The sequence below is a fragment of the Rodentibacter rarus genome (assembly GCF_001998965.1).
Lineage (GTDB): Bacteria > Pseudomonadota > Gammaproteobacteria > Enterobacterales > Pasteurellaceae > Rodentibacter > Rodentibacter rarus.
The window spans coordinates 1-12,285 of sequence record NZ_MLHJ01000117.1 but is presented as its reverse complement, the minus strand read 5'-3'; the positions used below and the strand labels follow the sequence as shown (position 1 = coordinate 12,285).

Below are 12,285 nucleotides of genomic sequence, written 5' to 3'. Positions count from 1 at the left end.
ATGGCTTTTTCCGGTATTATGTAGCAAATGCATAAAACAGAAATTTTAACCAAAACATAGGGACACACTGCGTGTGTCCGTTATAAAATCAAATTATTTCAATAGGTTAAAACTCGGACACACGCAGTGTGTCCCTACAAGATAACAAAAAACAACGTTGTGCAACTGCTGCATAATACGGAAAAATCATCGAGTTTTTTAGCCGCACTTTTCATCTTATTGTTCGGCAAATTGGTGAATTTTCTCTGAATTTAAATGCCCCGGTACGGTTTTTTTCACCTTCAGCTCAGGATCTAAAAAAACATTAAAAGGATAACCACGCACACGGGCACGCTCAATGATTTCCCCTTTTTCATCCAGTAATAGGGTGATATTTTTGTAATCTAAACCTTTGTACCATTCAATAAATTCTGTGGTCGATTTTTCCCCTTTATGAGAAGGTGAAACCACCGTGATAATGGTAAAGTTTTGCGGTGGATTAGCACTTAACTCATCAATTTCTGCCAAGCCGACTAAACAGATAGGGCACCATGATGCCCACATTTTGATATACACCGGTTTGCCTTTATATTGCTCAAGGGATATCGGTTGATTGTTGACATCCTTAAGAGGAACATCCACCAAATTGGTGGCGAAAGCTTGAAGGCTGAATGTCATAAATAAGATTGAGAGTAATTTTTTCATTTGTTTTCCGCTAAAAATATTGGTCTGATAAACAACTGTTGATCTATGATATTTTGTCTGGTGTGTAAGGCATTTACACACCTGATCCACGTTATTTTTTAATGGTCTTCACTAAATAGCCATATCCGGCTTTTTCCATGTCTGCCAAAGGAATAAATTTGATAGAGGCACTGTTGATACAATAACGTAAACCACCTTTGTCTTTTGGGCCATCATCAAAAACATGCCCTAAATGAGCCTGACCACTGCGACTTAGCACCTCAGTGCGTTGCATATTAAAGCTATTATCGGTTTGATAATGCACCACTTCTTTGGCAATAGGGTGGGTGAAACTTGGCCAACCACAGCCTGATTCAAATTTATCATTGGAGGAAAACAGCGGTTCACCGGTGGTGATATCCACATAAATACCCGGTTGGAAATTATCCCAATATTCATTACTGAAAGAACGTTCGGTGTGTTTTTTCTGCGTGACGGAATATTGCAACGGCGTTAACGTGGCTTTGAGGGTTTCATCGCTGGGTTTGGGATAATCTTTTTCGTTAATCATGGGTTCGTCTGCTTGGGTAATGTCGATATGGCAATAGCCATTGGGATTTTTTTTCAAATAATCTTGGTGATATTCTTCCGCTTCGGTGTAGTTTTTAAGGGGTTCTACTTCAATTTGAATTTTATTTTTGTATTTTGTTTGAAGTGTGGCAATCGCACGGTCGATGATGATTTTATCTGCGCTATCTTGATAGTAAATCCCAGTGCGATATTGACGGCCTCTATCATTTCCTTGCTTGTTTACACTGGTTGGATCAATCACTTTAAAATAATATTGCAGCAATTTATCCAGTGAAATTTGGTTGGTGTCGTAAGTGACTTTAACCACCTCGGCGTGATCAGTGACAGCAAGTAGCGCATAACTGGTTTTATCTCTGTTGCCATTGGCATAACCCGAAACCGCATTTTTCACACCATAAATTCGTTCCATATAGGCTTCCACGCCCCAAAAACATCCCCCGGCTAAATAAATTTCACGTAGATTTTGTTGATGTTCTGTCATCATGTTTTGCTCCTTATTTTGTCGTGATATGGTTTTTTCTACTGCCAAGAGCGGTTGGCTTGTGGCACAAAGTGCGGTGAAAAATAGAAAGATTTTGGAAAATTTCATTGACAATACCTCCTTTAATATTCAAATGATATTGTTTTAGACGAGGAAGACCTTCATTTCTTACCGATTTTTTAAATCAGGGAGGATTGGAAGGTCAAAGTGCGGTAAAAATCACGGACTTTTTACTCACAAATTCTGAGATGACGTTGGGATTTATCTAAAATCCCCTGCTTTTTCAATTCTCGGCTAATACGAATAGCGGTTTCGGTTTCGCAGCCACAAAATTCAGCGACTTCACGATAGGTCCAAGGGTAATTCGGGTAGTTTTCCGTTAAATTAGTAATCGCCTCCACCACACGATCATAACTTCGTTTATAAGCCGTATTGGTTAAACGATGTTCCGCATCATAGAGTTCATTGGCTAATTGTTTAATCAAATACTGTGAAAATTGAGGGTTTTCTGCTAGAAAAACGGCCTGGGAAACCGGGTGAATACGAATGATCTCAGCATCTTGCAATACTCGGGCGGTGCAATGATAGGATGTGCCACTAAATAGCGTACGAAAGCCGAAATACTGATTAGTGTGATATAAACGGATGAGTGTTTCTTTTCCATTTTCTAAACTATGGTAAAGCCCCACAAGCCCTTGCTGTAAAAAGTAGAAAACTTGTGCACTTTCACCTTGAGAGTAGATCAAACTATTACGCTCAAGTGTTTTACTTTCCGCTATACGACATTGCGTTAAAACTTCAGGCAAATGAAACATTAATATAAAAATCCCTAAAAAATCTTTCGCTTGTTTCACTATACAAATTCTTTCATAGAAATACCACGAGCAAAGTTCAAAAGTGTTAAGTGGGTAACAAAATTTTGATTGAGAAAAGAGAAAACCACCCTTTCGGGTGGTTTTTTTAGGCTAATCGACCAAATCTGCCGGCGTGCACATCATTGAATGCTTCAATAATTTGCTCACGGGTATTCATCACAAATGGTCCATAACCCACAATTGGCTCATTGATCGGTTCACCAGTCAAAATCAACAATTTTGCTTCATTGTTTGCTTCGATCAGGACATCGCTACCGCCACGCTCAAAGGTGACTAATTCACCACGGCGGGCAATGGCATCGCCACCGACTTGGATTGTCCCTTCTAATACCAGGATCACCACATTATGACTTTCCGGCACGCTAAAGGTGTGTGTGGAATTTGCATTCATCGTGGTATCCCACATATTAATCGGGGTAAAGGTTTCTGCTGAACCTTTTGTATCCAATAATTCACCGGCAATTACCCGTACAGAACCCGCATTATTTGGGAGTGTCACCACCGGAATATCCGCTGATTTAATGGTTTGATATTTCGGTGTGGTCATTTTGTCTTTTGCCGGTAAATTGACCCAAAGTTGCACCATTTCAAATAATCCGCCTTCTTTGGCAAATTTTTCTGAGTGCATTTCTTCGTGCATCACTCCGGAGCCTGCGGTCATCCATTGCACATCACCTGTCCCGATAGTACCGCCGCCACCGTAAGAATCTCTGTGAGAGACTTCGCCTTGATAAGCGATAGTGACGGTTTCAAAACCACGATGTGGATGCTCTTCCACGCCACGTAAACCAAATTCGGAATTATCACGACGACCGCCTTGGAAAAATTTCGGCGGGTTGTAATCCATTAAAAGAAATGGATCGAGATTTTTATCTTTGTCGTTATAACTAAACATTGATGCTACATGGAAACCATTACCGACCCAGTGTTTTTCAGGTGCGTTGAAAACATTTGCGACTTTTTTCATTGTTATCTCCTTAATTTGTGTTAGAACCTATCGTTCTGTTGATGGCGTGCATTATACGCTTAGCAGAAAGTGAATAAATAGGCTTTTTGTTAAAAGATATTTTACTATTGTGAAATAATAAAGTGGGTTAGTCATTTGGTTATTATCATTTTCTTATAACTAAACAGTCTAACTCATAAATAAATCGTCTTGTTTTTTGTTAAATAGGGCTTTTATAATCCCAATATTGCAAACACATTATTTAAGAGGAACGATTATGAAAACATCCTTTTTTTCCACCGCACTTTTCTCCGTAGGATTAGCGTTTTCCACCTTAGTAAACGCCGGTGAAATTGCCGACCGTGTAGAAAAAACGAAAACATTATTAGTGGGAACAGAAGGCACTTATGCCCCTTTCACTTTCCACGATAAAGACGGCAAACTCACTGGGTTTGATGTGGAAATTATTGAGAAAATTGCACAAAAGTTAGGCTGGAAAACAGAGTTTAAAGAAACCGCATGGGATGGAATGTATGCCGGTTTAAATGCGAAACGCTTTGATGTGATTGCTAACCAAACCAATCCAAGCCCGGAACGTTTGAAAAAATATGATTATTCTGCGCCTTATAATTACTCCGCCGGGGTGATTGTGACCCGGGCCGATAATGACAGCATTAAAACCTTTGCGGATCTAAAAGGGAAAAAATCCGCACAATCTGCTACCAGCAATTGGAGCAAAGATGCCCGTGAACAAGGGGCGATAATTGTGACCGTTGATAGCCTTGCACAAAACCTTGAAGCAGTAAAACAAGGGCGTGTCGATGCGACGGTGAACGATAAACTAGCCGTATTGGACTATCTCAAAAAACAACCGAATGCCGGTTTAAAAATTGCCGTAGAAAGCGATAAAAAAATCCCGACCGGCTTTGCTTTCTTAAAAGGGGAAGAAGAATTAATCACCAAAGTGAATCAAGCTCTTGAAGAACTTCGCCAAGACGGTACATTAAAACAACTTTCTATTAAATGGTTTGGTGATGACGTTACTCAATAATTTACTGGCAAGCCTTCCGTTTATGACTTCAGAACGGGCTGATTATGTGATCAGCTCGTTTTGGCCTATGTTGGAAGCTGCCATTTTATACACGATTCCCCTGGCTGTTATCGCTTTTTCCTTTGGATTAGTGATTGCGGTGATGGTGGCGGTGATTTGCACCTTACCCCAGCCCAATGTTCTCACCAAAATTTTGCAAAGCCTTTGTCGGATGTATATTTCGATCATTCGTGGAACCCCCATGTTGGTGCAAATTTTTATTATTTTCTATGGTTTGCCTGAGGTGGGCATCACACTAGATCCTTTCCCAACCGCCATTATTGCTTTCTCTATCAATATCGGGGCCTATGCCGCAGAGACGGTGAGAGCGGCGATTTTAGCTATTCCTAAAGGGCAATGGGAAGCCTCTTATGCCATTGGAATGAATTATTCGCAAGCCTTTATTCGCACCATTATGCCGCAAGCCCTACGCATTTCTGTTCCATCTCTATCCAATACTTTCATCAGCACGGTAAAAGACACCTCCCTTGCTTCATTGGTTTGGATTGCCGAGTTATTTCGTGTGGCGCAAAATATCACCGCAGAAAATTATGAATTTATTCTGATTTATAGTGAAGCGGCCTTGATCTATTGGATCTTCTGTTTTCTCCTTGCGATGGGGCAAATGCGTTTAGAAAAGCGTCTGTCACGCCATTTATAGGGAATTGTTATGTTAAAAGTCACCAATATTCAGAAAAATTTTAATGGTAATCAAGTGCTAAAAGGCATTGATTTTGAAATCAATAAAGGGGAAGTGGTCGCTATTTTAGGGCCTTCCGGTTCAGGAAAAACCACGTTTTTGCGTTGTTTAAATTTATTAGAACGACCGGAGCGGGGGCACTTGGTATTTACTGATGGCAGTTTAAACATTGACTTCAGCCGAAAAATCAGCAAATCCGATGAATTGAAATTGCGTCGTCGTTCTTCCATGGTGTTTCAGCAATATCACCTTTTTCCTCATCGCTCCGCCCTTGAAAATGTGATGGAGGGAATGGTGGTGGTTCAAAAACAACCCAAAGACCAGGCGCGTGAAAAAGCCCTTGCCTTGTTAGAAAAGGTGGGATTGAAAGACAAAGCCCTGTGTTTTCCTTCCCAACTTTCCGGCGGTCAGCAACAACGGGTGGGCATTGCACGTGCCCTTGCCGTTCAGCCTGATCTGATTTTATTGGATGAACCGACTTCTGCCCTTGATCCCGAATTAGTGGGTGAAGTATTGCAAACCCTAAAATTATTGGCAAAAGAAGGCTGGACGATGATTATCGTCACGCACGAATTGAATTTTGCCAAAGAGGTGGCGGATCGGGTGATCTTAATGGCAGAGGGGCATATTGTGGAACAAAACAGTGCGACCTTGTTTTTTGGCAGACCTCAGAAGGAGCGAACAAAGCAATTTTTGTTACAGGCAAAGATGAGCATGGATTTAGATTATTATATTTAAAGAAAACTGATAAAATTTCAGCTACGATATACAGCAATGCTCCGGTCTACGGACATTCAAAGTGCGGTCATTTTTGGAGAAGATTTTATGCGTGGTATTCAGTCAAACGATTCAGGTTATTGGCTCCTCACACAGGGGAGCCATTTGCATTTGGAGAATGAGGCGTTGCCCTGTGGCGCGGCAGAATCACTGGGTTTTACTGGTTTGAAGGGGATGATAATCGGCAAATGGGATGAACAATCCTTGTGGCTGATTGAAGAACAAAGCGGAGATTCTCGGGATTATGTGAATTTACGGGATCAGCTTTTTCTTCCCGAAGAAAAATTTTATTTATTAAGTCGTGGTATAGAAATTAATCATTTTCTGAAAACCCACCAATTTTGTGGTCGGTGCGGTCATTTAAATCAGCAAACGGAAGATGAACTGGCGATGCAATGTTGCCATTGTGGTTATCGCACTTACCCGGTTATTCACCCTTCTATTATTGTCGCTGTACGCCGTGGCACGCAGATTTTACTAGCCAATCACAAACGTCATTATCAACCAAATGGTGGAGTGTACACCACCCTTGCCGGTTTTGTGGAGGCAGGGGAAACTTTTGAACAGGCGGTTATGCGTGAAGTGTGGGAAGAAACGGGGATTAAAATCAAAAATATTCGTTATTTTGGCAGCCAGCCTTGGGCGTTTCCCAACTCACAAATGGTGGGTTTTTTGGCGGATTATGAGAGTGGCGAGATTCAATTACAAGAAGCGGAAATTCACGATGCGCAATGGTTTTCTTATCATCAGCCCTTGCCAGAATTACCGCCAACAGGTACTATCGCACGAAAATTAATTCATGCTACGCTTGAGCTTTGCCAAGCCGCAGATCACAAAAAGGAAAGTTAAATGTCTGCACTCAAAAATGATCGTTACTTAAAAGCCCTACTCCGCCAACCGGTGGATTGCACTCCGGTATGGATGATGCGCCAAGCCGGGCGTTATTTACCTGAATATAAAGCCACCCGTGCGCAAGCGGGGGATTTTATGTCCCTTTGTCGCAATGCGGAGTTGGCTTGTGAAGTGACTTTGCAGCCACTTCGCCGTTATGATTTAGATGCGGCGATTTTATTCTCTGATATTTTAACCATTCCCGATGCGATGGGCTTAGGGTTAAGCTTTGGTGCAGGGGAAGGGCCGAAATTTGCCAGACCGATTGAAAGTAAAAGTGCGGTTGAAAATCTTCCTATTCCTGATCCTGAACAAGAATTGCAATATGTGATGAATGCGGTGCGTACCATTCGCCGTGAATTAAAAGGGGAAGTGCCGCTTATTGGTTTTTCAGGAAGTCCATGGACATTAGCTACTTATATGGTAGAAGGTGGCAGCAGCAAAACCTTCAGTAAAATCAAAAAAATGATGTATGCCGAACCGCAAACATTACATTTACTGTTAGAGAAATTAGCCAAGGCAGTCACCCTTTACCTGAATGCTCAAATCAAAGCAGGTGCACAATCTGTGATGGTGTTTGACACTTGGGGCGGCGTATTGGGGCATCGTGAATATGTGGATTTTTCACTGCAATATATGCACAAAATTGTGGAAGGATTAGTGCGTGAAAATGAAGGTCGGGTTGTCCCGGTTACCCTTTTCACCAAAGGGGGAGGACTATGGCTTGAAGCTATTGCGAACACCGGTTGCGATGCCATTGGTTTGGATTGGACGGTGAACCTTGCCGAAGCCAAAGCGCGTGTTGGACATCAAGTGGCATTACAAGGCAATATGGATCCAAGTGTGCTTTATGCACCGGCTGCCCGTATCGAACAAGAAGTGCGGTCAATTTTAGCGGATTTTGGTGAGGGAAGCGGTCATGTCTTTAATTTAGGACATGGTATTCATCAAGATGTACCGGAAAGTGCTCCAAAAGTGTTTGTGGAGGCGGTTCACCGTTATTCCAAAACCTACCACCATAAATAAGGAATCGCAATGCAAAGAGCGTTAAGAAATCCTATTCATAAACGTTTAGAAAACCTCGAAAGCTGGCAGCATTTGACCTTTATGGCGGCATTGTGTGAACGTATGGCACCTAATTTCAAATTGTTTTGTCAAATGCACCATCAAGAAAGGGAAGGAAAAATCTATCAAAATATTCTCAACTTAGTTTGGGAATATTTAACCATCAAAGATATCAAAATTAATTTTGAAAATCAGCTTGAAAAACTAGAAAACATTATTCCCGATGTGAATGATTACGACAATTTTGGTGTGGTGGCTGCCTTGGATGCCGCAGAAGCTTTAGCTGAAATTTTACACGCCATCATTGCCGGTGAAACCCTCGAAAAGGCCATTGAAATTAGCCAAATTTCTTTAGGTACAATGACATTATTGTTGGAAACAGAAAATGGTCGTGATTTCTCAGAACAGGAATTAAAAGAAAATGAAGATATTCAAAGGGAATTGGATATCCAATGGCAAATTTATCGCTTGTTAAAAGATTGTGAAAAGCGAGATGTGGCACTGATTTTGGATCTAAAACATGAAATCAGGGCTGAATGTATATCCAACATTGGCATAGAATTTAAGCAATAACGTGAGATTTATCACAAATTTTAAAAATCTTGCTTTTATTTCCTTAAAAGTTAGATTATCCTTTCGCCCAGCTGTTGTTGCCTAGGCTGAACGCTTGGTAGCGCGCTTTATTAGATAAACAAAGTAAATTAACAAAAGGTACAAGTTATGAACAAAACAGATTTAATTGATGCAATTGCAAGTGCTGCAGAGCTAAACAAAAAACAAGCTAAAGCAGCGTTAGAAGCAACCTTAGATGCGATTACTGCAAGTCTCAAAAAAGGTGAGCCGGTACAATTAATCGGTTTCGGTACATTCAAAGTAAATGAGCGTGCTGCACGTACAGGTCGTAACCCACAAACCGGTGCGGAAATTCAAATTGCAGCCTCTAAAGTTCCAGCATTCGTATCCGGTAAAGCATTAAAAGATGCCATCAAATAATTGATATGAGAATGATGATAGACCCTGTTTTTTAACAGGGTTTTTTGTTGGTTAAAATCGCTTTACAAAAACATTACGCTTCTATAAACTTCCGAATCGAAATTTATCCCCATAAAATTTTAAATATCATCAAATGAAACGAAACTTCCAGCCTCGTAATACACAACAACGCCGACACGCCATTATGCAACTTTTACAACAGCAAGGTGAAGTAAGTGTAGAACAACTAGTTCTGTTATTCGACACATCAGAAGTAACAATTCGCAAGGATTTAACAGCGTTGGAAAGTAGCGGATTTTTATTGCGTAAATATGGCGGTGCAATCTTAATGCCGAAAGAAATGATTGATGAAAACGAAAATGAAGAACTTTCGAAACGAAAGTTTGTCATAGCCAAGGCGGCAGCAGAGCGAATTCGTGATCATAATCGGATTATTGTCGATAGTGGTAGCACGACAGCGGCGTTAATTAAACAGCTTAATCGAAAACAGGGGTTAATTGTGATGACAAACTCCCTTTCGGTGGCAACAGAACTACGGGCTTTAGAAAATGAACCAACATTACTGATGACCGGGGGGACATGGGATACCCGCTCTGAATCTTTCCAAGGTAAAGTGGCGGAGCAGGTGTTGCGTTCTTATGATTTCGATCAGCTTTTTATTGGTGCCGATGGCATCGATTTAGAACGAGGAACCACCACCTTTAATGAATTAGTGGGGTTAAGCCAAGTGATGGCCGAGGTGTCACGAGAAGTGATCGTGATGGTGGAATCTCAGAAAATTGGCAGAAAAATGCCCAATGTAGAATTAACCTGGCAGCAAATTAATGTATTGATTACGGATAGTGGGCTGTCAGAACAAGATAAACAGGCGATTTTGGCGCAGGGCGTAGAGGTCATCTGCGTATAAAGTGCGGTCAAAATTATCATTATTTTTTTAAAGTGTTAATCAATAAGGAAAACTTATGTGTGGTATTGTCGGTGCAGTTGCGCAACGTGATGTAGCAGAAATTTTAATCAATGGATTACATCGTTTAGAGTATCGAGGTTATGATTCAGCCGGTGTGGCAGTGGTCAACGAACAACATGAATTACAACGGGTACGTTGTTTAGGCAAAGTGAAAGCTTTGGATGAAGCGGTTGCGGTGAAACCGTTAATTGGCGGAACCGGTATTGCACATACACGTTGGGCAACCCATGGTGAACCTTCAGAAGCCAATGCACACCCACATGTTTCCGGCAATTTTGCGGTGGTTCATAATGGTATTATCGAAAACCACGAAGAATTGCGTGAATTATTAAAATCTCGTGGTTATGTGTTCCTTTCTCAAACGGATACCGAAGTGATTGCTCATCTCGTGGAATGGGAAATGCGCAGTACGGATTCTTTACTCGAAGCGGTTAAAAATGTGGTGAAACAGCTGACCGGTGCTTACGGTATGGTCGTAATGGATCGCCGTGAGCCGACACATTTAGTCGCCGCCCGTTCCGGAAGCCCTCTTGTTATTGGTTTGGGGATTGGCGAGAATTTCTTGGCTTCAGACCAGTTAGCTTTATTGAGTGTTACCCGCCGTTTTATTTTCTTGGAAGAGGGGGATATTGCCGAAATCACACGTCGTACTGTGGATATTTATGATGTTCAAGGGAATAAAGTGGAGCGTGAAATCCATGAATCTAACCTTGAAAATGATGCTGCAGAGAAAGGCAAATTCCGTCACTTTATGCAAAAGGAAATTTTTGAACAACCGACAGCTTTGATTAATACGATGGAAGGGCGTATCAATCACAACAATGTGATTGTGGAAGCTATTGGCAATGGGGCAAAAGCGATTTTAGAGAACGTCCAACATGTACAAATTGTGGCTTGTGGTACTTCTTACAATGCAGGTATGGTTGCTCGTTATTGGTTTGAAGCCCTTGCCGGCGTCAGTTGTGATGTGGAAATTGCTTCCGAATTCCGTTATCGCAAATTTGTTACTCGTCCAAATAGCCTATTGCTCACTCTTTCTCAATCCGGTGAAACGGCTGATACCCTTGCTGCTCTTCGTTTAGCGAAACAAAAAGGCTATATGGCGGCAATGACCATTTGTAATGTCGCAGGTTCCTCCCTTGTGCGTGAATCGGATCTTGCCTTTATGACACGGGCAGGGGTAGAAATTGGTGTGGCTTCAACAAAAGCTTTCACAACCCAACTTGCGGCAATGCTGATGTTGGTTACCGCAATGGGTAAACTCAATGGCAATATTTCTGATGAAAAAGAGAAAGAGATTGTTAAAGCATTGCATTCTCTCCCGGCTGATATTGAAAAATCCTTAGCTTTTGACAAAGACATTGAACTGCTTGCAGAAGATTTTGCTGAAAAACACCACGCATTATTCTTAGGCCGTGGCGAATATTACCCGATTGCGATGGAAGCCTCGTTGAAATTAAAAGAAATTTCTTATATCCACGCAGAAGCCTATGCCGCAGGGGAATTAAAACACGGTCCATTGGCACTAATTGATGCGGATATGCCGGTGATTGTAGTCGCACCTACTAATGATTTATTAGAAAAAGTGAAATCCAATATTGAAGAAGTGCGTGCCCGTGGCGGTCAGCTATATGTCTTTGCGGATAAAGAGGCTGGGTTTAGTGAAACGGAGGGCATGAAAATTATCACCATGCCAAACGTGAATGAAATTATTGCACCGATTTTCTATACTGTGCCAATGCAATTACTCGCATATCACGTGGCTTTAATTAAGGGGACAGATGTGGATCAACCTCGCAACCTTGCAAAAGCGGTGACCGTTGAATAAATAATTTACCCCATAAATTTGGACAGTTTATAAATTAAGCTAAATATTGAGCTCTGTACTGTACAGGGCTCAAATGTGATCGATCCTATCCCAAATTATATATAAACACCCATTTCAGCTTAACAGTAGTCCTCTAGGCGATCTCCAAAATCAATCATAAATTGATTCATAACCTGTTTCCGGTTTTTAATTGGCATTGCCCATTTTTATGTCTCTTCCATCTCAGCCATATCACCTTAAAGATGGAATCATTCGTTGGAAAGGTGTTACTCCCCGACGAATCACGCTATTAAGCGATTTCACCGCATTTGTAGTATAAATCACTTTTTGAATATCTGCAGGATAATCAAAAAATGTCATAATATTCCTCCGGTCATTTTCCCAACCTTTATTCACAAGTATAAATTCGCAAAATTTT

At 41.2% G+C, this 12,285-nt stretch carries 13 protein-coding genes and 1 pseudogene; 9 read left to right on the top strand and 5 right to left on the bottom strand.

Annotated features, from left to right (window positions below; all coding sequences use genetic code 11):
* Positions 1–216 precede the first annotated feature (216 nt).
* From BKK50_RS10510 to BKK50_RS10495, 4 genes are all read right to left on the bottom strand, one after another.
* A complete protein-coding gene (locus BKK50_RS10510) occupies positions 217–684 on the bottom strand; it encodes a redoxin domain-containing protein (protein ID WP_077417827.1) in 468 nt (155 codons plus the stop codon).
* 91 nt (positions 685–775) lie between these two features.
* Entirely contained in the window at positions 776–1,843 is a 1,068-nt protein-coding gene (gene msrB, locus BKK50_RS10505; RefSeq protein ID WP_077417825.1) for a peptide-methionine (R)-S-oxide reductase MsrB, read from the bottom strand.
* A gap of 122 nt (positions 1,844–1,965) precedes the next feature.
* Entirely contained in the window at positions 1,966–2,550 is a 585-nt protein-coding gene (locus tag BKK50_RS10500) for a Crp/Fnr family transcriptional regulator (RefSeq protein ID WP_370597117.1), read from the bottom strand.
* 145 nt (positions 2,551–2,695) lie between these two features.
* Complete coding sequence (locus BKK50_RS10495; RefSeq protein ID WP_077417823.1) at positions 2,696–3,577, bottom strand: pirin family protein; 882 nt, start codon at positions 3,575–3,577, stop codon at positions 2,696–2,698.
* Between the two features lie 256 nt (positions 3,578–3,833).
* On the opposite strand from BKK50_RS10495, the gene BKK50_RS10490 reads away from it, so the two are divergent.
* The 9 genes from BKK50_RS10490 (at position 3,834) to glmS (ending at position 11,867) form a co-directional block, all read left to right on the top strand.
* Entirely contained in the window at positions 3,834–4,607 is a 774-nt protein-coding gene (locus tag BKK50_RS10490) for an amino acid ABC transporter substrate-binding protein (RefSeq protein ID WP_077417821.1), read from the top strand.
* Entirely contained in the window at positions 4,591–5,307 is a 717-nt protein-coding gene (locus tag BKK50_RS10485) for an amino acid ABC transporter permease (protein ID WP_077417819.1), read from the top strand. Before BKK50_RS10490 ends, BKK50_RS10485 begins: the two co-directional genes overlap by 17 nt.
* A 9-nt stretch (positions 5,308–5,316) precedes the next feature.
* Positions 5,317–6,084, top strand: a complete 768-nt coding sequence (locus BKK50_RS10480) for an amino acid ABC transporter ATP-binding protein (RefSeq protein WP_077417817.1) — start codon at positions 5,317–5,319, stop codon at positions 6,082–6,084.
* 87 nt (positions 6,085–6,171) lie between these two features.
* Complete coding sequence (nudC, locus tag BKK50_RS10475) at positions 6,172–6,972, top strand: NAD(+) diphosphatase (RefSeq protein ID WP_077417828.1); 801 nt, start codon at positions 6,172–6,174, stop codon at positions 6,970–6,972.
* Positions 6,973–8,040, top strand: a complete 1,068-nt coding sequence (gene hemE / locus BKK50_RS10470) for a uroporphyrinogen decarboxylase (protein ID WP_077417815.1) — start codon at positions 6,973–6,975, stop codon at positions 8,038–8,040.
* Positions 8,041–8,049: 9 nt separating this feature from the next.
* Positions 8,050–8,652, top strand: a complete 603-nt coding sequence (locus BKK50_RS10465; protein WP_077417813.1) for a YjaG family protein — start codon at positions 8,050–8,052, stop codon at positions 8,650–8,652.
* A 147-nt stretch (positions 8,653–8,799) separates the two neighbouring features.
* Entirely contained in the window at positions 8,800–9,072 is a 273-nt protein-coding gene (locus BKK50_RS10460) for an HU family DNA-binding protein (RefSeq protein WP_005641275.1), read from the top strand.
* A gap of 133 nt (positions 9,073–9,205) precedes the next feature.
* Positions 9,206–9,979, top strand: coding sequence for a DeoR/GlpR family DNA-binding transcription regulator (locus BKK50_RS10455; RefSeq protein ID WP_077417811.1), 774 nt, complete (start codon positions 9,206–9,208; stop codon positions 9,977–9,979).
* 55 nt (positions 9,980–10,034) lie between these two features.
* Entirely contained in the window at positions 10,035–11,867 is a 1,833-nt protein-coding gene (gene glmS, locus BKK50_RS10450) for a glutamine--fructose-6-phosphate transaminase (isomerizing) (RefSeq protein ID WP_077417809.1), read from the top strand.
* A 119-nt stretch (positions 11,868–11,986) separates the two neighbouring features.
* Here glmS and BKK50_RS13260 read toward each other — a convergent pair.
* Positions 11,987–12,285, bottom strand: a pseudogene (locus BKK50_RS13260) (transposase); the annotation flags it as partial.